The organism is Pseudomonas sp. LG1E9, from assembly GCF_003290225.1.
GTDB lineage: Bacteria > Pseudomonadota > Gammaproteobacteria > Pseudomonadales > Pseudomonadaceae > Aquipseudomonas > Aquipseudomonas cyclaminis.
This window is the reverse complement of sequence record NZ_CP029983.1, coordinates 1,357,674-1,378,216: the sequence shown is the minus strand read 5'-3', so window position 1 is coordinate 1,378,216 and position 20,543 is coordinate 1,357,674. Positions and strand designations below refer to the sequence as shown.

At 60.1% G+C, this 20,543-nt stretch carries 22 protein-coding genes; 9 read left to right on the top strand and 13 right to left on the bottom strand.

From position 1 onward, the window contains the following. Positions 1 to 47: 47 nt before the first annotated feature. Entirely contained in the window at positions 48 to 347 is a 300-nt protein-coding gene (locus DNK50_RS06475) for a PsiF family protein (protein ID WP_112193167.1), read from the bottom strand. A gap of 70 nt (positions 348 to 417) precedes the next feature. Further along, positions 418 to 1,206 (bottom strand): helix-turn-helix transcriptional regulator, encoded by a 789-nt coding sequence (locus tag DNK50_RS06470; protein WP_112193165.1) that lies wholly within the window; start codon positions 1,204 to 1,206, stop codon positions 418 to 420. Positions 1,207 to 1,303: 97 nt separating this feature from the next. On the opposite strand from DNK50_RS06470, the gene DNK50_RS06465 reads away from it, so the two are divergent. Continuing rightward, a complete protein-coding gene (locus tag DNK50_RS06465) occupies positions 1,304 to 2,182 on the top strand; it encodes a DMT family transporter (protein ID WP_099583637.1) in 879 nt (292 codons plus the stop codon). Here DNK50_RS06465 and DNK50_RS06460 read toward each other — a convergent pair. Continuing rightward, the gene (locus tag DNK50_RS06460; protein WP_099583638.1) at positions 2,179 to 3,069 is read right to left on the bottom strand and encodes a triacylglycerol lipase; all 891 of its coding nucleotides are present in this window, start codon (positions 3,067 to 3,069) and stop codon (positions 2,179 to 2,181) included. The genes DNK50_RS06465 and DNK50_RS06460 overlap by 4 nt on opposite strands. A 176-nt stretch (positions 3,070 to 3,245) precedes the next feature. On the opposite strand from DNK50_RS06460, the gene DNK50_RS06455 reads away from it, so the two are divergent. Then, positions 3,246 to 3,776 (top strand): bacterioferritin, encoded by a 531-nt coding sequence (locus tag DNK50_RS06455; protein WP_099583639.1) that lies wholly within the window; start codon positions 3,246 to 3,248, stop codon positions 3,774 to 3,776. A gap of 63 nt (positions 3,777 to 3,839) precedes the next feature. Here the strand turns inward: DNK50_RS06455 and DNK50_RS06450 are convergent, their stop codons facing one another. The 3 genes from DNK50_RS06450 to DNK50_RS06440 all read right to left on the bottom strand — a co-directional run bounded on the left by DNK50_RS06450 (position 3,840) and on the right by DNK50_RS06440 (position 7,421). Beyond that, positions 3,840 to 4,196 carry a hypothetical protein gene (locus tag DNK50_RS06450; RefSeq protein ID WP_112193164.1) on the bottom strand — a complete coding sequence of 119 codons (357 nt, stop codon included), beginning with the start codon at positions 4,194 to 4,196 and terminating at the stop codon, positions 3,840 to 3,842. Beyond that, positions 4,193 to 5,173 carry a hypothetical protein gene (locus DNK50_RS06445; RefSeq protein ID WP_112193162.1) on the bottom strand — a complete coding sequence of 327 codons (981 nt, stop codon included), beginning with the start codon at positions 5,171 to 5,173 and terminating at the stop codon, positions 4,193 to 4,195. The genes DNK50_RS06450 and DNK50_RS06445 overlap by 4 nt, the downstream gene beginning before the upstream one ends. Before the next feature lie 178 nt (positions 5,174 to 5,351). Further along, entirely contained in the window at positions 5,352 to 7,421 is a 2,070-nt protein-coding gene (locus DNK50_RS06440; RefSeq protein ID WP_112193160.1) for an AsmA family protein, read from the bottom strand. 345 nt (positions 7,422 to 7,766) lie between these two features. On the opposite strand from DNK50_RS06440, the gene DNK50_RS06435 reads away from it, so the two are divergent. Beyond that, the gene (locus DNK50_RS06435; RefSeq protein WP_099583642.1) at positions 7,767 to 8,138 is read left to right on the top strand and encodes a hypothetical protein; all 372 of its coding nucleotides are present in this window, start codon (positions 7,767 to 7,769) and stop codon (positions 8,136 to 8,138) included. 151 nt (positions 8,139 to 8,289) lie between these two features. Next, the gene (locus DNK50_RS06430) at positions 8,290 to 8,922 is read left to right on the top strand and encodes a TetR family transcriptional regulator (protein WP_099583643.1); all 633 of its coding nucleotides are present in this window, start codon (positions 8,290 to 8,292) and stop codon (positions 8,920 to 8,922) included. Between the two features lie 5 nt (positions 8,923 to 8,927). On the opposite strand, the gene DNK50_RS06425 is transcribed toward DNK50_RS06430, so the two are convergent. Further along, positions 8,928 to 9,425, bottom strand: a complete 498-nt coding sequence (locus DNK50_RS06425) for a C40 family peptidase (protein ID WP_099583644.1) — start codon at positions 9,423 to 9,425, stop codon at positions 8,928 to 8,930. 276 nt (positions 9,426 to 9,701) lie between these two features. Between DNK50_RS06425 and ureE the strand changes: the two genes are divergently transcribed. From ureE to DNK50_RS06400, 5 genes are all read left to right on the top strand, one after another. Continuing rightward, complete coding sequence (gene ureE / locus DNK50_RS06420; RefSeq protein WP_099583645.1) at positions 9,702 to 10,202, top strand: urease accessory protein UreE; 501 nt, start codon at positions 9,702 to 9,704, stop codon at positions 10,200 to 10,202. After that, the gene (locus DNK50_RS06415) at positions 10,199 to 10,873 is read left to right on the top strand and encodes an urease accessory protein UreF (protein WP_099583646.1); all 675 of its coding nucleotides are present in this window, start codon (positions 10,199 to 10,201) and stop codon (positions 10,871 to 10,873) included. Before ureE ends, DNK50_RS06415 begins: the two co-directional genes overlap by 4 nt. A 23-nt stretch (positions 10,874 to 10,896) precedes the next feature. Next, a complete protein-coding gene (gene ureG / locus DNK50_RS06410) occupies positions 10,897 to 11,514 on the top strand; it encodes an urease accessory protein UreG (protein WP_099583647.1) in 618 nt (205 codons plus the stop codon). A 22-nt stretch (positions 11,515 to 11,536) separates the two neighbouring features. Beyond that, a complete protein-coding gene (locus DNK50_RS06405) occupies positions 11,537 to 12,109 on the top strand; it encodes a HupE/UreJ family protein (RefSeq protein WP_099583648.1) in 573 nt (190 codons plus the stop codon). A gap of 135 nt (positions 12,110 to 12,244) precedes the next feature. Continuing rightward, on the top strand, positions 12,245 to 13,354 hold the full coding sequence (locus DNK50_RS06400) for an AGE family epimerase/isomerase (RefSeq protein ID WP_112193158.1): 1,110 nt from the start codon (positions 12,245 to 12,247) through the stop codon (positions 13,352 to 13,354). Positions 13,355 to 13,665: 311 nt separating this feature from the next. Here DNK50_RS06400 and DNK50_RS06395 read toward each other — a convergent pair whose 3' ends face one another. From DNK50_RS06395 to DNK50_RS06365, 6 genes are all read right to left on the bottom strand, one after another. Next, on the bottom strand, positions 13,666 to 14,430 hold the full coding sequence (locus DNK50_RS06395) for an SDR family oxidoreductase (protein WP_112193157.1): 765 nt from the start codon (positions 14,428 to 14,430) through the stop codon (positions 13,666 to 13,668). 726 nt (positions 14,431 to 15,156) lie between these two features. Beyond that, positions 15,157 to 15,873 (bottom strand): ABC transporter ATP-binding protein, encoded by a 717-nt coding sequence (locus DNK50_RS06385; protein ID WP_078740437.1) that lies wholly within the window; start codon positions 15,871 to 15,873, stop codon positions 15,157 to 15,159. Further along, positions 15,870 to 16,745: an ABC transporter ATP-binding protein gene (locus DNK50_RS06380; protein ID WP_099583651.1), complete on the bottom strand. Its 876-nt coding sequence runs from the start codon at positions 16,743 to 16,745 to the stop codon at positions 15,870 to 15,872. Before DNK50_RS06380 ends, DNK50_RS06385 begins: the two co-directional genes overlap by 4 nt. Further along, on the bottom strand, positions 16,742 to 18,019 hold the full coding sequence (gene livM, locus DNK50_RS06375) for a high-affinity branched-chain amino acid ABC transporter permease LivM (protein WP_112193155.1): 1,278 nt from the start codon (positions 18,017 to 18,019) through the stop codon (positions 16,742 to 16,744). The genes DNK50_RS06380 and livM overlap by 4 nt, the downstream gene beginning before the upstream one ends. A 2-nt stretch (positions 18,020 to 18,021) precedes the next feature. Further along, complete coding sequence (locus tag DNK50_RS06370; protein WP_003188099.1) at positions 18,022 to 18,936, bottom strand: branched-chain amino acid ABC transporter permease; 915 nt, start codon at positions 18,934 to 18,936, stop codon at positions 18,022 to 18,024. 182 nt (positions 18,937 to 19,118) lie between these two features. After that, positions 19,119 to 20,255, bottom strand: a complete 1,137-nt coding sequence (locus DNK50_RS06365; protein ID WP_099583653.1) for a branched-chain amino acid ABC transporter substrate-binding protein — start codon at positions 20,253 to 20,255, stop codon at positions 19,119 to 19,121. Positions 20,256 to 20,543 lie beyond the last annotated feature (288 nt).

Below are 20,543 nucleotides of genomic sequence, written 5' to 3'. Positions count from 1 at the left end.
TGGGAGGGGGCTCCCACATTTGATCGTCGGCGACTGCGAAATCGTGGTCAGCCCTTGAGGCAGGTACTCATGAACGTCTTGCGCGCATCGCCGGTCAGCGCCTTGGTTTTCGCCGACGCATTGCAATCCTTCATCTTCTGCTGCTGCGGCGTCAGGGTCTTGGCGTCATTGGCCGCCGGGGCCGACAGGCAGGTTTTCATGAAGGCCTTGCGGTCGTCGCCCTTGAGCATCTTGGTGGTGGCTTCGGCATTGCAGGTGGTCATCTTGTTTTGCTGGGCGGTGGCGGCAAAGCCTTGGGAACACAGCAACAGGCCCATCATCAACAACGGAATACGCAGCATCTTCATGGAGTTTTCTCCCGGTTACCACGCCGAGGGGCGCGGCCTATGCGCAGTGTAGTCAAAGCCTGTTACATCTTCATCCACGGCGAATATTCGTCCGGCGATACTGCTCCGGCGTACAGCCGGCGTGGCGCTGGAACATCGCGATAAATGCCGAGGCGGTGCTGTAGCCGAGGTCGAACGCCACCTGTTGCACGCTGCGCTCGCTGTCGAGGGCTTCAATGGCCGCGAGGTAGCGCAGGCGCTGGCGCCATTCACCGAAGCTCATGCCCAACTCGCGCAAAAACTGGCGCGCCAGGGTGCGTTCGCTCACATGCACCTGCTCAGCCCATTGCGCCAGCGGGCGGTTGTCGCCAGGGTCGGCCTGCATGCCTTCCAGTACGCCGAGCAACCCTGAGGGGCGGGCGTAAGGCAGGAAACCGTCGTGGATCGGTGCCTGCCGTAGTTGATCCACCAGTACCTGGGCCAGGCGGATGTCGGCTTCGGTGTGCGGGATATTCACATCACGCCGGGCGAAGTCGCGCAGGATCGCCTTGAGAATATCGCTGATGGCCAGGGTGCAAGGCTGGGGCGGCAGTTGCTCGCAGAGCGCGGGGGCCAGGCCCACGGAGTGATAGACAATCGCCTGGGCGTTGTAGGAACTGTGCTCAGTATTGGGTGGGATCCACACCGCGTACTGCGGCGGCGACATAAACCGGTTGCCCGCCACTTCCATGCGCATCACACCGCTGGCGGAGTAATCCAGCGATCCCCAGAAATGCTTATGCGGCGTGCATTCGGTGTCGGGGGCGAAGTCGGAATACCGGAAGTACACCGGGCTCGGCAGGCTGCGAAAATCCGCAAGGCGTACGGTATGTCTGGCCATATTGTCTGGATGCAAAGGTGATTTGTCTGGATCGAAGTATAGGCTTCGATCCAGACAAGGGATAATCCCGCTTCATCAACACACTTGGTTTCTTTCGATGCAATACGCGTATCCCCTGCTGGCCATTTTTATCTGGGCCGGCAACACCGTGGTCAACAAACTGGCCGTGGGTGCGATCTTCCCGTCGGAGATCGGCTTTTACCGCTGGCTGCTGGCGGCGCTGCTGTTCACGCCATTTATGCTTAAGCCAGTGATCGCCCATTGGGCGCAGATTCGCCCGAACCTGGGCAAGATCGTCATCCTCGGCGTGCTGGGCATGGCCGTATACCAAAGCCTGGCGTATTACGCCGCGTCCCTGACCACCGCCACCAACATGGGCATCATCCTGTCGCTGATGCCATTGATGGCGCTGACGGCGGCGATCATCAGCCTCGGCCAGCGCCTGACCTTCGGCGCGCTCACCGGCGCGGTGCTGTCGTTTGCCGGCGTGGTCGTGGTGGTGTCGTCCGGCAGCCTGGGCGCGCTGTTGCAGCATGGCGTCAACCTGGGCGACGCCATGATGCTGGTCGCCACATTGGCCTACGCGGTCTACAGCACACTGCTGAAAAAATGGCAGCTGCGCCTGCCGCCGCTGGTGTTGCTGTATTTGCAGATACTGGTGGCCGTGCTGGTGTTGTTTCCGCTGTTCCTGTTCTCGGCCAAAGCCGGCCTTGGCTGGGCGAATATCCCGCTGGTGCTGTACGCCTGCTTGCTGGCATCGATGCTCGCGCCATTGGCGTGGATGCATTCGGTGAAGACCTTGGGGCCAAGTCGTACCACGCTTTTTTTCAACCTGCTGCCGTTGATTACTGCGTTGATTGCGGCGGTGGTGCTGAAGGAGGAGTTGGCGATGTATCACCTGGTGGGTGGTTTGCTGACCCTGGGCGGGGTGATCTTGTCGGAGCGCTGGACCACGCCGGTGCGCCGCCGGGCTTAAACACCCGCGGCTTTCAAGCGCCGGGCATGCTCCACAAACAATCGGATCGGCTCGGCGCCCTTGCCCACCAGCCCCAGTGACTGGTTGACGATATCAAAGTGGTCCAGGGCAAAGTCATCGCCGATTACCGTGCCCAGGTGCGAGCTGTAGCGCCCGACCATGCCGTCGCACTGGCCCTTTTCCCGCACAAAGCTGCGGGCGAACAAGCGACAGCTGCGATTGGTACCGTCGAACAGGTTGCGACCACGGTCGGTGATACCCGGCTGCAACGTGCCGGACCACGAGTAATAGCGCACGCCGTTGACCACCTCCGCGCCCTGCCCGCCCCACGTCTCGGGCAAGCCTTGGGGATACTGGCGATTGAACAGGGCCACCCCTTCACTGGTCAGGGAATGGTGCGATGCCTGCAAGTCCGGCTTGAAGCGCGGCCCGCGATAGCCGGTTTCCAGCACGCCCATCACCCAGGCGACCAGATGAAACAGCGCGCTCATGATCCGGCCCTTGGCGCCGTCGGCCGGGTAATGGCGGTGGATATGGTCTGCCAGCTCGGAACCATGGTTGGGCCCAGCCACCGAGGTCACCGACGCCACCCATTCCGGGCGCTTGGCCGCTGCATAACGCGCGGTCAGCGAGCCTTGGCTATGGCCGATCAGGTTGACCTTATCCAAGCCGGTCTCACGGCGAATACGTTCGATCTGCACCAGCAACTGCTCGCCGCGCACTTCGCTGGAGTCCAGCGGCGCCACCTGCACCGGGAACACCTGCGCCCCGCCCGCGCGCAAGGTCGGCACAATGCCGTACCAATACGGGAAGAACCCGAGGCGCACAAACCCGAGCATGCCGGGCACCAGCACCAGGGGGTAACGCGTGGCTAACGACTGCGGCATGACGCGAACGTCCTCGAAACTGAAGTCCTGCCGTGCAGCCTAGCGCAACCTCAAGTCGGGCTGATGACGCCGGGGATGAATCCGATAAAACTTTTTGCGTTGCCTGGGACTCACAACTTGGAGCGATCACGCCAGCAGAGCGTGGCGCAAAACCGGATTAGCACCAGGAGATTGAGATGACTGAAGCACATTTGACCGACGTTGCGACCCTGCGCAGCCGCGCCCGCCAGAACGTCGAAAACGGCGCCGTGACCGAAGGCTACGACGCCGATCGCGAAGAAATCATCCGCCTGCTCAACGAGTCGCTGGCCACCGAATTGGTCTGCGTGCTGCGCTACAAGCGCCACTACTTCATGGCCAGCGGCGTAAAAGCCGCCGTCGCCGCAGACGAATTCCTGGAGCACGCCACCCAGGAAGCCGAGCACGCCGACAAACTCGCCGAACGCATCGTGCAACTGGGCGGCGAGCCGGAGTTCAACCCCGACCTGCTGTCGAAGAACTCCCATGCGCAATACGTGGCCGGCAATACCTTGAAGGAAATGGTCTACGAAGACCTGGTGGCCGAGCGCATCGCGGTGGACAGCTACCGCGAGATCATCCAATACATCGGCGACAAAGACCCGACCACTCGCCGCCTGTTTGAGGAGATCCTCGCCCAGGAAGAAGAGCATGCGGACGATATGGCGGATATTCTTGAAAGTCTGTAAATAGCGACGCAGAAAAAGGGGGGAACTGATTGCTCAGTTCCCCCCACTGCTTCTGCGATGACGTCACCCTGTCAGAAACCAAGATACGGCCATTCCAACGATGGAAGAGATAGTCAGCAAAAAGGGGATGACCATCCAGAGTTTCAGGCTCTTCGGGATTCGCCTTACATCCTCAACGAGCACCAAGTGGCGCCATTGAAAAACCTTTGGCATGAGGATGACAATGGCGATAACGAAAAGACGCTTAAGCCTCCCACCAAACAGCCCGAATCCGAATCTGTATTTAAACGTCACGATGAATGAGATGAACTTTAAGTGCTCTTCGGTTTTTTCGAGTTTTGTATAGATGGCATAAATGCATATGGGGAAAGACAGCATCATAATAATGGCCGATATCATTCCCATGGACTCAAGTGTCATTTGCTCCCCCTGAAAGCCTCATAAAGACTCGTACCAACCTGCTCTCCATACTCATTTCCCAGCGGCCCTGCGGTTGCACCTCCGATTACCCCACCAACTACTGCACAACCCAGCGCTCCTGCTCCGGCGGTAGGAATACCAAAGACTATTGCACAGGCGACGATGCCGAGAGCAGCCCCAACCTCCGAGCCGGCCGCGGCCCCCACAATCCCGAACGCAAGTTTTCCTCCCTCGACAAACTTCGCCCGCGTACATTCCTGCTCGCGCCCGCTGGAACACGCCTCTGTTATTTCCAATGCCGTCGCTCCCACATCCAGCGCAATACCAATATACGTTCCTTTTTTCAACAGCTCTGACGCCTTGGCTACGCGCTTGACGGTCTCCTCATATCCCCGAATTTCTCCATGATGCCAATAGCTCTTACTGGAGATACCCAGCATCTTTTTAATAGAGCCGTCATTTTTCAACCCCGTCCCCAAACGCGCCATACCAGAGAGCTGAAGATCCAGCGTCGCGAACAGCGCCCTGCGCTTGACCAGAAACTCATTCCTCGCCTCCATGGTCCCGCGCCTCAAGTACTGTTTATGCAAATCATCAATTTCCCTGAGGGTCTTTTCGATTTGCGCCAAGTGCTTGCTCCAGGTGCTGCTGGCGCTCCCGATGGCGAGTGAGGCATGGGACATGATTGCCTGTAGCTGATCGTAGTTTTTGATCAGAAACTGATCGCTTGCAGAGTGCGCCATCAACGCCTGTTTTATGTTCTGCGCGGAGCGCATCAGCTGTGCTTCTTCAGCGGTACAAGATGCCGTACGCGCATCTGGAATGATCACCAACTGCCCAGGCAATACCACGACATTGCGGATATGTTGGTTGACGATGTCGAACTTCGCTTGTGTATGAAAGCCTAGAGAAAGACTGAGTTTGAGCAATGGATAAGGCTGGGGTCGCTCATTGATAAATGCGTAGGGTCCCTGCATGGATTACATCTCCTATTAACAGTCGCGGCCGACTATAGGAAGGCAAGCCTGGAGGCGTAAGGGGAATCAGAGGCGGTTTCAGCACTTCAGAAATGGGCTACACAAAACCAGGATCATGCTTACGGCACGGCCATAAAAAAGGCGACCCAACGGTCGCCTTTTCCGACAGTTTCGACGATCAGCCTTTCACCGTCTTTGGCGCCTTGCCTTCTTTCATCTGCTGCAACAGCGGTGCACATTCGTTGGGCTCGCCGCCACTTGGGGCGACCAGCGCAAGCAACCCGGCGGCAGGACCGGCGATCACGCCCAGTGCCACCATGCCGGCGCCGCGCAAGGCCAGTGGAATAGCCTTCACGCCGGCATTGGGCTTGATGAACGGCCCGTTCACGTAAAGCGGCGAGCGCAGGGAGAAGAGGCGGAAGCCTTTGGATTCCGGCGTGACGGTCAGGTCCAACTGTTCGGTGGCCATGTTCGCGGTGCCGTCGACGTAGATGATGGCGTTCTCGGTATCGAACACAAACAGCCGCGTGGTCGCCAGGCCGGTCTTGATGCCGAAGTCCGCCGCCGCGCAGTTGATCTTCACTTCCTTGTCGCCGAACAAACGGCCCACCACATAGTTGCCGACGTTGAGCCCGGCAATTTCCATCAGGCCACGGCTGATGGCGCCGTCGTTGATCAGCATCTTCAGGTCACCGTTGGAACTGCCCAACAGCGCCGCCACGGAGTTGCCGCGCCCAGCAATATCGGCATCGCCGTTGAGTTCACCGAAGCTGGTTTTCATCGGCTCGAAGGTCGGGAACAGTTGCTTGAGCTTGAAGTTACGTGCGGTCAGCCTGGCGCGACCTTCCATTGGTGTGATGCGCCCATTCAGGCGGATCTGCGCATCGAGCTTGCCGCCGGCAACGCCGAAACGCAGGGGTTCCAGGCTTAGCTCGCCGTCATTGAGCACAACGTGGGTGTAGAGGTCAGTGAAGGGCAACTCGGCACTGTGCACGATGCGTTTGCCGGTGAATTCCACGTCGGCGTCCATGTCGCGCCAGCGTTCGGTGCGGAACTCTTCCACTGGCAGCACTTTGGTCGCCGGCTGCTTGCTTTCGCCGCCACGGGCCTTTTGCTTGGCGTTGGAGTCGGCGCCAATCAAGGGGGCCAAGTCAGTCATCAGCAACTGGTTGGACACCAGCGCGCCGCTGAGCTTGGGCCGTGGCTGGCTGGCGACGTAGCCGAGGTTGCCGTGGATATCGCTGTTGCCGATCTTGCCGTTGAAGTTTTCGTAACGAAAGGACGCGCCGCTGGCCTCGTGCAGCTTGGCGATCAAGTGGCCGTCGGTGGCGTAGGCCGGCGAGTCCGGCAGGGTGACGCCGGTCAGCGGGTACAGGTTGCCCAGGCTGCTGCCGGACAGTTTCAGGCGCAGGTCGAGGGCGCCGAGGTTGAGCGGGTCGGTCAAGGTCCCGGCCAGGGCGATGCTGGTGTCGGCGATCTTGACCTGGGCCTGCAGCGGGAACGGCTTGGCCGCGTCCTGCAGGGCCAGCAGGCCGCCGATTTTGCCGGTGCCATCCAGCTTCTGGCCGTGGTACTGGCCTTTGACTTTGAGGGCGAACGCATAGTCCTGAGGCGCGGAGCCTTTTTCCAGGGCCTTCCTGGCATCGGCATCACCGACGATTTCACCAAACGGGATCGGTTTGCCCAGGGGGTCGATGATCACGTCGAGCTGGGTCTTGAGGGTCTGGTCGTCGAGGGTCACGTGGCCTTTATCGAAGCCGATGGCGCCGATGTCCACCACCCAGTTGGAGGGTTCGGCATTCGGGTCCTTAGGGTCGAACGTGAAGGTCCAATTGGCCCGGCCATCGGCCAGGCGCTGCAACGCGGCGCTCGGTTCGGTGAGGTCGATACGCGGAATCACCACGCGCTGCACCAGCAGCGCCAGGGGCGAAATACGCAGCTCGACTTTTTTCAGCGTGACCATCTGCGGTTTTTTCGACCAATCGGGGTTGCCCAGGGTCAGGTCTTCGGCGATCACGTGGGGCCATGGCACCCAGGCACGCCAACCGCCTTCATCGGGCTCGCGCTGCCACACCACGGCGAGGTTGCCATTGATGGCAAACGGGCGATGCAGTTCTTCGGAAACTTTGGCATTGAGGGGCGGCTTGATGCGGTTCCAGTCAAAAAACACCAGGACCAGGACCGCTACGGCGATTAACAGAACGAAGCTGGCGCAGCTCCAGGCGACGATTTTACGAGTGCGCGTCATTGCACAGGACTCCTCAACACGACTAGCTGAACTAAAGCTCATAAGGGTACGACTGGTAAACCGTCCGGGGGTTTAACCCAGTGGCCGATTTAGTCTCAAAAAGCCATTTTCCTGATCAACCAGACAAATCCGATCATCGACGGCGCACCATTGTTACCCAGGTTCGTGTCGAAAATACCCACCACGGTGCAAAACCGCGTGCTTGAGAGGTCCGGTCTAGAGCCTCCGCAATGAACAATCAATTCTGTTGATTATTACCATTGTGTTTATGAACTTTTATATCGACATATCGAGAGTAGCATTAGTCCTGTACCCACTTTATCGCCCTCCCAAGGAGCAACCATCATGAAACGCCAAGTACTCGCTACCGTCCTGTTGTCCATCCTGGCCTCCAGCGCTTTTGCCCTGCCAGCCGCTGAACAAGTCACCCCTCAAGTCAAAGCCGACGCCGTGCACTTCAGCCAGACCCTGGCCCGTAGCGGTTCGCAAGAAGAAGATGCCCGTGACTACGCCAAAGGCGCTGTTGCAGAAAACGGTTCGGATCAGATCAGCAAACGCGCTCACGCCGAAGGCCTGACCGAAAACGGCAGCGATCGCCTGCATGAGAATGGTCTGGTTGAAGATGGTGCCGATCAAATCAGCAAGCGCGCCTACGCTGAAGGTGTTGCCGAAGATGGTTCGGATCGCCTGAAAGAACAAAATCAAGCACAGAGCTAACCCTATGGTAGCCCAGAAAAAAGCCCGATCACCTGATCGGGCTTTTGACCTTTTGTAGAACCTGTCACGCTCGCCTGCCCCGCCAAGTTCGACGCCAACAGAGCTGTTTTGCTAGAGTGCGTCGCTGTACTTGCCGACAAAGCCCCCGCCCATGCTGCCCCGCGCCGAACAGAAGCAACAGACCCGCCTTGCCCTGATGGACGCTGCCCGCCATCTGATGGAGTGTGGCCGTGGGTTTGGCAGCCTGAGTCTGCGGGAAGTGGCCAAGACGGCCGGCATTGTGCCCACCGGTTTCTATCGCCATTTTGCCGATATGGACCAGCTTGGGCTCGTCCTGGTGAGTGAAGTCGGCCAGACCTTTCGCGCGACCATTCGCCTGGTGCGCCACAACGAGTTCGTGATGGGCGGCATCATCGACGCCTCGGTGCGGATCTTTCTCGATGTGGTCTCGGCCAACCGTTCGCAATTCCTGTTCCTGGCCCGCGAGCAATATGGCGGCTGCCTCGCCGTGCGCCAAGCCATCAGCGCTTTGCGCGAAGACATCACCCATGACCTGGCGGCCGACCTGACCCTGATGCCCAAGTTGCAGCACCTGGACAGCGAGGGCCTGCACGTGATGGCCGACCTGATCGTCAAAAGCGTGTTCGCCACCCTCCCCGACATCATCGACCCACCGGCGCATGCCTTGCCGGCCCATCTCACGCCACAGGCGAAAATCACCCAGCAACTGCGCTTTATCTTTATCGGCCTCAAGCACTGGCAGGGCCTGGGCAGCACCGAGTAAGCCGATCAACCCGCCGAATGGAAACGCTTGGCGGTGGTGTAGTTCTTGTTCCAGTAGCTGTTGCTCAGCGAATCGATACGCACGGTCTTGCCGGTGCGCGGCGAATGAATGAATTTGCCCTGGCCTATATAGAGACCCACATGGCTGACCTGGCCGCGCCCATTACCCTTGAAGAACACCGCATCGCCGGGCTTGAGCGCACTGCGCTGGATGGTAGCGGCCGTCGATCGATGCATCGCCGCGGTCGTGCGCGGGATCTGGATATTGGCTTCAGTCTTGAACAGGTAAACCAGGAAACTGCTGCAATCGAACCCTTGCTTCGCGGAAGTGCCGCCCCATTTGTAGGGCGTGCCCAGCAACTCATGCGCGCGGTCGATCACGTTCTCGATTGCTTCGCTTTTAAGTGACGACGCGAAGGCAGGACGAGGCTGAAAGTTGGCCGAAGCGGATGACACAACAAAAGACAGGCTGACAATGACTAAACAACATAATGATTTGAACATGATGAACGTCGCGGGGAATTAAACAGGGCGCAAAGCCTAATGATTCCTTACGTAACGCGATGAACGCCGAATCCCCATATCACGTAGGACAAATCCGAAACGCTCACAACAGGTGCAGCCAGCAATAGCGCGCACCATTTTGGGTCAGCTCTCGCCTCTTTAAACGCCCTGTTTAGTGGCATCAACGAGCCGTCCTACAAGCAATTCCTACTCACCCTCCGGGTTGGCAAGCCCCTTGCTCTAGCTGTTTCATCGCTCATAGCTGGAAGCTTCCTGATGCTGGTGATCCACCGCCGAATCGCCCCCCAAGCCCTCTGGGCCGCTGAGTTGCTGCTGAACTTCGAAGCACGCAGCAAGAGCCGCTTGCGCTGTTTCAGTGCCGACGGTGAAGACGTCGGCTTGTTTCTGGAGCGTGGCCAGCCACCGTTGCACGATGGCGAATGCCTACAGGCGGAAGACGGACGTGTCGTACGTGTCTGCGCGCGGCCTGAACAACTGCTGCACGTCACCTGCGCCAACGCGTTTGAACTGACCCGCGCCGCCTATCACCTCGGTAACCGCCACGTGGCGTTGCAGGTTGGTGATGGCTGGCTGCGCCTGCTTGATGACTATGTCCTCAAGGCCATGCTTGAACAGCTGGGCGCCACCACGCAGACGATCGAAGCGCCGTTCCAGCCGGAGCACGGTGCCTATGGCGGTGGTCACCATCATTCACGCCATGGCGATGAAGATTTCAACTATCCGCCCAAGCTGCACCAGTTCGGCGTGCGTTTATGAACCCAGCCTGGGCGCTGCTGCGTCTGGCCAGTCCGCAATTGCCGATTGGCGGCTACAGCTATTCCCAAGGCCTGGAGATGGCCGTGGAGAATGGCCGCGTAAAGGACGCCGCCAGCGCTCGCCGCTGGATCAGCGACCAGTTGCTGCTGAACCTGGCGCGTTTCGAAGCGCCGCTGCTGCTCGCCCATTGCCGCGCTGCAGCCGAGCAGGATTGGCCGACACTCTCGCAACTGTGCGAAGCGCACCAGGCCAGCCGCGAGACCCGCGAGCTGTATCAGGAAAGCCGCCAGATGGGCTACTCCTTGCACCAATTGCTCAACGGTCTGCCGGAGCTGGACAGCGCAGCCCGCACCTTTCTTGAGCAACGCAGCGAACCCCACCTGGCCCTGGGCTGGGCCCTGGCCGCACGCGCCTGGGCCATCAGCCCCGACGACGCCCTCGCCGCCTGGCTGTGGAGCTGGCTGGAAAATCAACTGGCCGTGCTGATGAAAACCCTGCCCCTGGGCCAACAAGCTGCCCAACGCCTGACCAGTGAGCTGCTGCCGCTGCTGCAACAGGCCCAGCAGGATGCCGCCCGCATCGACCCCCATCATTTCGGCAGCGCCGCGTTCGGCCTGTCCCTGGCGTGCATGGCCCATGAGCGCCAGTACAGCCGCCTGTTCCGTTCCTAGGAGCGCTTTATTTGGAGAAGCACATGAACACACAACCCCTGCGCGTCGGCATCGGCGGCCCGGTCGGCTCCGGCAAAACCGCCCTGACCCTGGCCCTGTGCCTCGCGCTGCGCGACCGCTACAACCTGGCGGTGGTTACCAACGACATCTATACCCGCGAAGACGCTGACTTCCTGGTGCGCAACCAGGCCCTGGCGCCCGAGCGCATCATCGGCGTAGAAACCGGCGGCTGCCCGCACACGGCCATCCGTGAAGACGCCTCGATCAACCTGGAAGCGGTCGACCAACTCAACCGTCGCTTTCCCGGCCTGGACCTGATCCTGGTGGAGTCCGGTGGGGATAACCTCTCAGCCACGTTCAGCCCGGAGCTGTCGGACCTGACGATCTATGTGATCGATGTGTCGGCTGGCGACAAACTGCCGCGCAAAGGCGGCCCAGGCATCTGCAAATCCGACCTGCTGGTGATCAACAAGATCGACCTCGCGCCGCTGGTCGGCGCGTCGCTGGAGCTGATGAACAGCGACACCCAGCGCATGCGCAACGGTAAACCCTTTGTGTTCAGCAACCAGAAAACCGGCGTCGGCCTGGACGAGATTGTCGCCTTTATCGAACGCCAGGGCCTGCTGACCACCGCCGCCTGATCAACCCATAAGGAACCTGTCTATGAGCCTCAACAAACTCTTCGCCGCTGCCGCCCTGCTGCTCGCCCCGGCGTTGGCCTTCGCGCATCCGGGTCATGGCGACAATGGCCTGGTGGCCGGTATCAGCCACCCATTGGGCGGCATCGATCACTTGCTGGCCATGCTTGCCGTCGGCCTGTGGGCAGCGCAGCAGAAAGGCGCCGCCCGTTGGGCCCTGCCGTGCACCTTTGTCGGCACCATGCTGATTGGCGGCGTGTTGGGTTTTGAAGGCCTGGCATTGCCGGCGCTGGAAAGCGGGATTGCCGCGTCGGTGCTCGCACTGGGCCTGGCAGTGGCGCTGGCGGTGCGTCCGCCGCTGTTCATGGCGGTGGGCGCTACGGCGTTGTTTGCACTGTTCCACGGGGTTGCCCATGGTCTGGAACTGCCGGAGATGTCCAACCCTTGGGCGTATGCCGCTGGGTTCGTCGGCGCGACCGCTGCATTGCACGCGGCCGGGTATGCCGTGGTGCGTTTTCTGCCGGCTGCGGCGGCGCCGTTGGTGCGGGTAGCCGGGGCGGCTTCGGCAGCGACTGGGGTTTGGTTGCTGGCGGGCTGATCTGCGGCGCGCTTTAGGGATTCATCGCGGACAAATGTGGGAGGGGGCTTGCCCCCGATAGCGGTGGCACAGACAACACCGTTCCCAAGCCTGCTACCATGCGCGCCTACACCCCTGCCGTGACGACGCCAGCCAATGCCCATCGCTTCCCAGCCTACGTTGAATTCCGTACTCACCCATTTCCACACCCTGATCGTGCCGCTCTGGCAGGGCCAGGGCTGGAATGCCGAGTTGGCGCTGCCCTATGAGGCGCTGGATGCCGATCATCGGCCTTTGCCGCCGCAACGCTACCGCGCCATGGCCTGCGCGCGGCAGTTATACCTGTTCGCCAGCCTGATCGGCGAACCCGACGCGGCCTTCGCCGAAGAGCGTGCCGCTGCGCTGTTCCGTTCCCTGCAACGGCACTTCCACGACGCCGAGCACGGTGGCTGGTTCTACAGCATCGACCCGGCCGGGCAGCCGCTGGATAAGCGCAAAGACCTCTACACCCACGCCTTCATCATCTTCGCCTGCGCCCACTACTGGGCCAAAGTGCGCGAACCGTTGGTCGAATCGGTACTCAACGCGGCCCTTGAAGTGGTCGCTGAGCGTTTCGCCACCGGCGATGGCCTTTACGAGGCGGTGCTTGAGCGTAATTGGTCGTCCCTCAAGTCCGGCCCGCTGCAAAACCCGTTGATGCACCTGGCCGAAGGCTTTCTCGCCACCCTTGCGGTGCGCGAAGACGCCGAGGTACAAGCGGCGTTGCTGGCCTTGGCGACGGCCATGCAACAGCGCTTCATCGACCGCCAGCATGGCGTGATGATGGAAAAACCGCTGGGCGCTGTGGATAACTGGTTCGAGCCAGGGCATCAGTTCGAGTGGTTCTTCTTGCTGGAATCGTCCCCCGTCTTACGCGGCACGCCGTTGCATGCCTCACTGACTCGGGCATTTGCCTACGCCGAGCAGAAGGGTGTGGACAAGTTAAGCGGCGCGGTGAGCGGCATGCTTAGCCTGGACGGGAGTGTGCGTGACGCCACCCAGCGCATCTGGGCCCAGGCGGAATACCTGCGGGCGCTGACCTTGCGGCCGGGCAGTGAGGCGGTGTTACAGCGCCAGTTGCTGGCGCTGCAAGAGCATTTCCTGCATGACAGAGGTTGGCATGAATGCCTGGATGCCAACGGTGCCGTGAGCCGACGGGACATGCCGTCGACGACGCCTTATCACTTGGCGACCTGCTATCAGGGCCTGATTCAGCATCTGCGCTGACCTTCAGAGCCTCATCGGGGCATGAGTATCTACACAACTCTTAAAGGCTGACACAGAATCCTGTGGTGAGCGGGCTTGTCCCGCGCTGGGCTGCGAAGCAGCCCCAATAAGGTCACCGCAGAGTGCCAGAACCAATCGGGGTGAAGGTTTTGGGGCTGCTGCGCAGCCCAGCGCGGGACAAGCCCGCTCACCACAACAGCCCATTTGCCATAGATTGAGCATCCTCCGGAAGTTGTGTAGATGCCCATGCTCATCGGCGGCGCGACGATTCGACTTGCCCCCGATAGCCTCGCCTCGACTTAAAGTCCTACTTACTTACCGCCCCGCTCAATCGCAAAACCAGCCCAGGTCTGGCTCACCGGCATCAGCTCCAAGCGGTTGATGTTGACGTGCGCCGGGGTGTTCATCACCCAGAAGATCGTGTCGGCAATGTCCTGCGGCTGGATCGGCTCAGCGCCGGCGTAGGTGGCGTCGTAACGCGCCTGGTCCCCACCGAAACGCACCAGCGAGAACTCGCTCTCACACAGGCCTGGCTCGATATTGGTCACGCGCACGCCGGTGCCTTGCAGGTCGCAACGCAGGTTCAGCGAGAACTGCTTCACGAACGCCTTGGAGCCGCCATATACGTGGCTGCCAGGGTAAGGGTAGTTACCGGCGATAGACCCCAGGTTGATGATCCCGGCGCCACGCCCGTGAGCGATCAAGCGCGGCAGCAGCAGATTGGTCGTGGTCAGCAGCCCTTTGATGTTGGTGTCGACCATGGTTTCCCAATCGTCGAGGCTGCACTTGGGCGCAGGATCAGTGCCCACGGCCAGGCCGGCGTTGTTGATCAGGCCACGCAGTGTGGCGAACGACGGCGGCAGGCTGGCGATGGCGTCTTCCATACCTTTGCGGTCACGCACGTCCACGACCAGGCCGTGCACTTCAGTCTGCTTGGAAAGCTCTTCAACCAAGGCATTCAAACGTTCGGCACGACGGCCAGTGAGCACCAGTTTCCAACCGGCGTCAGCAAAACGACGGGCGCAGGCTTCGCCAAAACCTGAGGTTGCGCCAGTAATAAACAGCGTGTCGGACATGGTGTTCTCCTTGCGGGCATCGGAAAAAAAAACAGCCAGCAGAATGCCCTTACACCGCCCTCGCGGCAACCGCTAAGCGCACCGCCCAATCTACAACTGATCGTTTTTTGATCACTTCAATCAACGCTATATGAACCGTGGCCTGCAGCCATATACGCGCAGGTTATCCACAACTGCGCCCACAGTCTTTGGGGGCAAGTGCAAAACACCGCAAGCCGCTGTGTACAAGGCTTTCAGGCGGTTTTAGAAAGTTTTTTGCTTGACCTTGACGAGGGCGTATGTAGGCCTATCGACACAGGGAAAATTCAGACGATGGCTCCAGGCCAGTCATTCCGGCCTCTGCGGAGGTCTTTCCAGAGTTTAATCACAGACTTATCCACAGGCTGAAGGGTCATATTTCGGTCATATACCTGTGTCTTTAAACAGGTTGACAAACCCCTTGGCCGGTCGCCAAAAAGCGCCTGATCAAAAAACAACCGACGCGCTGCAGGCCACGGTTTTAAAGGCGTTCAGCCAGCTACTCCCACGTTACCCACAGCCGGTTCCACAGTGGATGGGGACAAGTCAAAAGTGTGACAAAACAGGGATTTGCGGCGGCTATATGTCGCGCTTTGGAGGAGGGCTGGATTTGTTTTCCACAATTTGGGATCGGCCTTGTGAACACCCACAAAACAAATGTGGGAGGGGCTTGCCCCCTCCCACAGAGGTACTGCGTTGTGATTTAGATCAGTGCCCGCCGAGGTAGGCGTTGCGCACTTCCTCGTTCACCAGCAGCTCCTTACCCGTGCCTGTAAGGCGAATCTCGCCGTTGACCATCACATACGCCCGGTCCGACAAGCGCAGTGCGTGGTTAGCGTTCTGCTCCACCAGGAAGATGGTCATCCCGGTGGCCGCCAGTTCGCGCAGGGTGGCGAAGATCTGCTTCACCACAATCGGCGCCAAGCCCAGGCTTGGCTCGTCCAACAGCAACAGCTTGGGCCGGCTCATGAGTGCACGGGCGATGGCGAGCATTTGCTGCTCGCCGCCGGACATGGTCATGGCCCGCTGGGTACGCCGCTCCTTGAGCCTTGGAAACAGCTCGAACATGCGCTGCATGTCTTCCTGGGCATACTTGTCGCCAATCGGGATGGTGCCCATCAGCAGGTTTTCCTCGACGGTCATGTCAGGGAATACCCGCCGCCCTTCCGGCGACTGTGCGATGCCGTTGGAGGCGATGTAGTGGGACGACTTGTGGGTAATGTCGACGCCGTTGTACAGAATCTGCCCCGACTCAGCCCGAGGCTGGCCGAAGATCGACATCAGCAGCGTGGACTTACCCGCGCCGTTGGAGCCGATCAGGCTGACGGTTTCGCCTTCATTGATGTGCAGCGAGACTTTTTTCAGGGCCTGGATCGGGCCGTAGAACACGTCCAGGTCTTTCATTTCGAGGATAGGCCCGCTCATACCAGCTCCTCTTCGTCGGCGCCCAGGTAAGCGGCAATCACTTTCGGGTCGTTGCGGATTGCTTCCGGCCCGCCCTCGGCGATTACGTTGCCGTGGTCCAGCACCACGATGTGGTCGGAAATACTCATCACCATGCCCATGTCGTGTTCGATCAGCACCACCGTGAGGTCGTGTTCGTCGCGCAGCAGGCGAATCATCGCGCTGAGGGCTTCGGTTTCCTGGGGGTTGAGGCCCGCGGCGGGTTCGTCCAGGCAGATGATCTGCGGCCGGGTGCACATGGCGCGGGCGATTTCCAGGCGGCGCTGCTGGCCGTAGGAAAGCTCACCGGCCAGGCGGTTGGCGCAGTCCACCAGGTCAACAACTTCCAGCCAGTAGAACGCGCAATCCAGCGCGTCACTTTCGGCCTTGCGGTAGCCCTTCGTGTTGAGGATGCCAGCGAGCATGTTGCGGTTGACCCACATGTGCTGGGCCACCAGCAGGTTTTCCAGCACCGACATTTCCTTGAACAGGCGAATGTTCTGGAACGTCCGCGCCAGACCTGCACGGTTGACCAGGTGGGTGCCGCCGAACATTTTGTAGTACACGCGGCTGAGGAAGCTTTTTGGCGACACAAAGTCGACGGCCTTGAAGCGCTCGCCCAGCAGCTGGATCACGTTGGTCTGCTTGCCGCGCACGTTGAGTTCGATCTTGCCGCCGCTGGCTTTGTAAAAACCGGTGAGGCAGTTGAACACCGTGGTCTTGCCGGCGCCGTTAGGACCGATCAGGGCGAAGATCGAGTTGCGTTCGACCTTGAGGCTCACATCGCTCAAAGCCTTGATGCCACCAAAGTGCATCATCAAATGTTCCACGGACAGGACGACTTCCTTGCTCATGGCGCCACTCCTTTACGTGGGGTCACACCGGTACGGCTGATCCGGATCAAGCCGCGTGGTCGCCAGATCATCATCACCACCATCAACACACCAAACAGCAGTACGCGGTACTCAGAGAAGCTGCGCAGCAACTCCGGCGCCACGGTCAGCACGAACGCCGCGATCACCACGCCGACCGTCGAGCCCATGCCGCCCAGGACCACAATGGCCAGGATCAGCGCCGACTCGAAGAACGTGAACGACGACGGGTTGACGAAGCCCTGGTAGCTGGCAAAAAACACCCCGGCCAACCCCGCCGTGGAAGCGCCGATGGTGAACGCCGAGAGTTTGACCAGCACGTGGTTCAGGCCCATGGAGCGGCAGGCGATTTCATCTTCACGCAGGGCTTCCCAGGCGCGGCCGACCGGCATGCGCGTCAGGCGGTGCTTGATGTACAGCACAGCCAGCACCACCAGGAACAGCACGATGTAGATGAACATGAACTTGATGTTGGGGTTGTAATCGAGGCCGAAGAATTCGTGGAACGGAATCCCGCCCTCCTTCGCCTTGCGCCCGAACTCCAGGCCGAGGAACGTCGGTGAAGGCACCGGCATGCCGTTCGGGCCACCGGTGAACGACAGCCAGTTATTGAGCACCAGACGGATGATCTCACCGAAACCCAAGGTCACGATGGCCAGGTAGTCACCGTGCATTCGCAATACCGGGAAGCCGAGTATGCACCCCGCCAGCGCCGCCGCGATGGCCGCCAGGGGCAGCACGCTCCAGAAACCCAGGCCGAGATACTGATAACCCAGCGCCAGGCCGTAGGCGCCGATGGCGTAGAACGCCACGTAACCCAGGTCGAGCAAGCCGGCCAGGCCGACCACGATGTTCAGGCCCAGGCCGAGCAACACGTAGATCAGGCCGAGGATCACCACGGTCAGCAGGTACTTGTTGGCGAAGATCGGGAACACGATGGCGATCACGATCAATGCCGGGATGATCCAGCGCAGCCGCGACTTGTAGTCCGGTGGCAGCACATGCACGCCGGAACCACTGCTCTCGAAGCCCTGCAGAATCTTCAGGCCCTTGGGGGTTTGCAGGAACAGGCTGAGGGCAAAGCGCCCGACCATCACGATGGCGACCAGGATGGCCACGCGCGCGGGTTCCAGGTTGAAGCTGTAGCCGTCGAGGACCACGCCGACGATCGGACCGAACACGATCAGCGAAATCAGCCCGGCAAGGATCGTATCGACGACACTTTTCTTGATATCGATAGGTTTGGCAGCAGACATGTTTACACCTTAGCCACGAGCGGGCGACCCAGCAGGCCCTGGGGACGGAAAATCAGAATCACCACCAGCAGGGAGAAACTGAATACGTCTTTGTAGTCAGAGTTGATCAACCCCGAGAACAGCGACTCGGAAATACCCAGGATGATCCCGCCCAACATCGCCCCAGGCAGGGAGCCGATGCCGCCGAGTACCGCTGCGGTAAATGCCTTGATGCCGATGATGAAGCCGGCATAGAAGTCGAAAGTGCCGTAATTGAGGGTGATCAGCACGCCGGCCAATGCGGCCATGGCGGCACCGATGACAAACACGTAGGAGATCACGCGGTCGGTGTTGATGCCCAGGATCGAAGCCATCTTGCGGTCTTGCTGGGTTGCGCGGCACATGCGACCGAGCTTGGTGTACTTGATGATGTAGGTGAGCAACGCCATACCGGCGAAGGCCGCCACGAGGATGAATACCTTGGTGTACGTGAGCTGCACGAAGCCGGTGCCGATGTCGACGCGCCAGGCGCCAGCCAGCAGGGTTGGAATGCCTTGTTGTTTCGCACCCTGGGCGATCTGCGCGTAGTTCTGCAGGATCAGGGAGATACCGATGGCGCTGATCAGCGGGGCCAGTCGGGTGGAGTTACGCAGTGGTTTATAGGCGACACGCTCGATGACCCAACCGTACACGCCGGTGACGACCACGGTGAAGATCAGAGTGCCGAGAATGAGCAGCGGGAAGGATTCGATGCCGAAGTAAGCCAGCAGTGCCAGACTGATCGCCGCGAGGTAAGCGGAAATCATATAAACCTCGCCGTGGGCGAAGTTGATCATGCCAATGATGCCATAGACCATTGTGTAGCCGATGGCGATCAGGCCATAGACCGACCCGAGGGTCAGGCCGTTGACCAGTTGCTGCAGGAAAATACCATCCATAACGCAATCTCACGCGGTGAGCACCTGCACACCGGTGGGTGTGCGGCGCTTCTGGAGGAAAAGACAGATCTCGATCAGAACACGGTCCCCTTGTGGGAGGGGGCTTGCCCCCGATAGCGGAGTGTCAGTCAACAGTTGTTCAACTGACCCACCGCATCGGGGGCAAGCCCCTCCCACATGGATTACTTCTGCTTTTCCAACTGGTGGTACTTGCCTTCTTTATCCCACTGGTAAACCACGTAGTCGGAGATTTTCAGGTCGCCTTTACCGTCCCATTCCTTCTTGCCCATCACGGTCTGGACCGGGTTGGCCTTGAGCCATTTGGCGGCGTCTTCGCCTTTGTTGGACTTGGCACCGTTGAAGCCGGCAGCCAGGGCCTGGACCGATGCGTAGGCGTACAGGGTGTAGCCTTCGGGCTCGGTGCCGTTCTTGCGGAACTCTTCCACCACAGCCTTGCTGTCCGGCAGCAGGCGCGGGTCGGCGCCGAAGGTCATGTACACGCCGTCGACGTACTGCTTGCCGCCAGCGGTGGCCACCAGTTCGTCAGTCACGATGCCGTCATCGGACATGAACTTGACGTCCTTGAGGCCGGCTTCACGGATCTGGCGAACCAGCGGGCCGGCTTCCGGGTGCAGGCCGCCGAAGTACACGACGTCCGCGCCGGTGGAACGGATCTTGGTCACCAGGGCGCTGAAGTCTTTCTCGCCACGGGTCAGGCCTTCTTCGAGCACCGGCTTGACGCCGCGCTTGGTCAACTGGGCAGCGGTGGCGTCGGCCAGGCCTTTGCCGTAGGTGTCCTTGTCGTTGATGACCGCGACTTTCTTGCCTTTGAGCACGTCGACAATGTAGTCGCCGGCGACGATGCCCTGCTGGTCGTCACGGCCGCACATGCGGAACATGGCGCCCAGGCCGCGTTCGGTAACTTGTGGGTTGGTGGAGCCTGGGGTGATGGCGATGATGCCCGCTTCGTCATACACCTCGGAGGCTGGGATGGTGTTGGACGAGCAGAAGTGCCCGACCACGCCGATCACTTTGTCCTGGTCAGCCAGGCGGTTGGCCACGGCCACGGCTTGTTTTGGCTCACACGCATCGTCACCGGCAACCAGCACGATTTTCTCGCCGTTGATGCCGCCAGCCTTGTTGATCGTATCGGCTGCCGCTTGGGCACCCTTCATGTACTGCTCACCGAAAGCGGCGTTGGCGCCCGTCATGGGCCCCGCTACGCCAATCTTCACATCAGCTTGAACAAACGTAGAAACACCCAGCGCCGCTGCAACGGCGAGGGCCAGAAAACCTTTCTTGTAAAACGTCTGGGACATGAGTGGTGCTCCGATATTTTTGATTTTTGGCACGACAACTTGCATTCAAACTTTTCACTGAAAGCTCAGAGCAAGCCCCGTGCCATTACGTTTTTATTCTTCAAAAAGACACCGTGTCATTGTTATTACTGGCGTTTCGACTCGACTCGCCAGCACGTGCAACCGTCTAGCCTACAGAGGTGCAACCAACCCCCTTAAAAAGTACAACCCTGGCAGGTGCCACCTGCAACCGGATGGATAAACCGCAGCCCCTGCACCTGTAACAGCATGCGTAACGGAACTGCACAT

Excerpts from the sequence above, each read along its gene's own strand:
- DNK50_RS06475 (WP_112193167.1), bottom strand. The coding sequence starts at position 347 with ATGAAGATGCTGCGTATTCCGTTGTTGATGATGGGCCTGTTGCTGTGT.
- DNK50_RS06470 (WP_112193165.1), bottom strand. The coding sequence starts at position 1,206 with ATGGCCAGACATACCGTACGCCTTGCGGATTTTCGCAGCCTGCCGAGC.
- DNK50_RS06380 (WP_099583651.1), bottom strand. The coding sequence starts at position 16,745 with ATGAGCAAGGAAGTCGTCCTGTCCGTGGAACATTTGATGATGCACTTT.
- ureE (WP_099583645.1), top strand. The coding sequence starts at position 9,702 with ATGCTGGTGATCCACCGCCGAATCGCCCCCCAAGCCCTCTGGGCCGCT.
- DNK50_RS06370 (WP_003188099.1), bottom strand. The coding sequence starts at position 18,936 with ATGGATGGTATTTTCCTGCAGCAACTGGTCAACGGCCTGACCCTCGGG.
- DNK50_RS06450 (WP_112193164.1), bottom strand. The coding sequence starts at position 4,196 with ATGACACTTGAGTCCATGGGAATGATATCGGCCATTATTATGATGCTG.
- DNK50_RS06400 (WP_112193158.1), top strand. The coding sequence starts at position 12,245 with ATGCCCATCGCTTCCCAGCCTACGTTGAATTCCGTACTCACCCATTTC.
- livM (WP_112193155.1), bottom strand. The coding sequence starts at position 18,019 with ATGTCTGCTGCCAAACCTATCGATATCAAGAAAAGTGTCGTCGATACG.
- DNK50_RS06415 (WP_099583646.1), top strand. The coding sequence starts at position 10,199 with ATGAACCCAGCCTGGGCGCTGCTGCGTCTGGCCAGTCCGCAATTGCCG.
- DNK50_RS06405 (WP_099583648.1), top strand. The coding sequence starts at position 11,537 with ATGAGCCTCAACAAACTCTTCGCCGCTGCCGCCCTGCTGCTCGCCCCG.
- DNK50_RS06425 (WP_099583644.1), bottom strand. The coding sequence starts at position 9,425 with ATGTTCAAATCATTATGTTGTTTAGTCATTGTCAGCCTGTCTTTTGTT.
- DNK50_RS06465 (WP_099583637.1), top strand. The coding sequence starts at position 1,304 with ATGCAATACGCGTATCCCCTGCTGGCCATTTTTATCTGGGCCGGCAAC.
- DNK50_RS06385 (WP_078740437.1), bottom strand. The coding sequence starts at position 15,873 with ATGAGCGGGCCTATCCTCGAAATGAAAGACCTGGACGTGTTCTACGGC.
- DNK50_RS06445 (WP_112193162.1), bottom strand. The coding sequence starts at position 5,173 with ATGCAGGGACCCTACGCATTTATCAATGAGCGACCCCAGCCTTATCCA.
- DNK50_RS06440 (WP_112193160.1), bottom strand. The coding sequence starts at position 7,421 with ATGACGCGCACTCGTAAAATCGTCGCCTGGAGCTGCGCCAGCTTCGTT.
- DNK50_RS06460 (WP_099583638.1), bottom strand. The coding sequence starts at position 3,069 with ATGCCGCAGTCGTTAGCCACGCGTTACCCCCTGGTGCTGGTGCCCGGC.
- DNK50_RS06435 (WP_099583642.1), top strand. The coding sequence starts at position 7,767 with ATGAAACGCCAAGTACTCGCTACCGTCCTGTTGTCCATCCTGGCCTCC.
- DNK50_RS06365 (WP_099583653.1), bottom strand. The coding sequence starts at position 20,255 with ATGTCCCAGACGTTTTACAAGAAAGGTTTTCTGGCCCTCGCCGTTGCA.
- DNK50_RS06430 (WP_099583643.1), top strand. The coding sequence starts at position 8,290 with ATGCTGCCCCGCGCCGAACAGAAGCAACAGACCCGCCTTGCCCTGATG.
- DNK50_RS06395 (WP_112193157.1), bottom strand. The coding sequence starts at position 14,430 with ATGTCCGACACGCTGTTTATTACTGGCGCAACCTCAGGTTTTGGCGAA.
- DNK50_RS06455 (WP_099583639.1), top strand. The coding sequence starts at position 3,246 with ATGACTGAAGCACATTTGACCGACGTTGCGACCCTGCGCAGCCGCGCC.
- ureG (WP_099583647.1), top strand. The coding sequence starts at position 10,897 with ATGAACACACAACCCCTGCGCGTCGGCATCGGCGGCCCGGTCGGCTCC.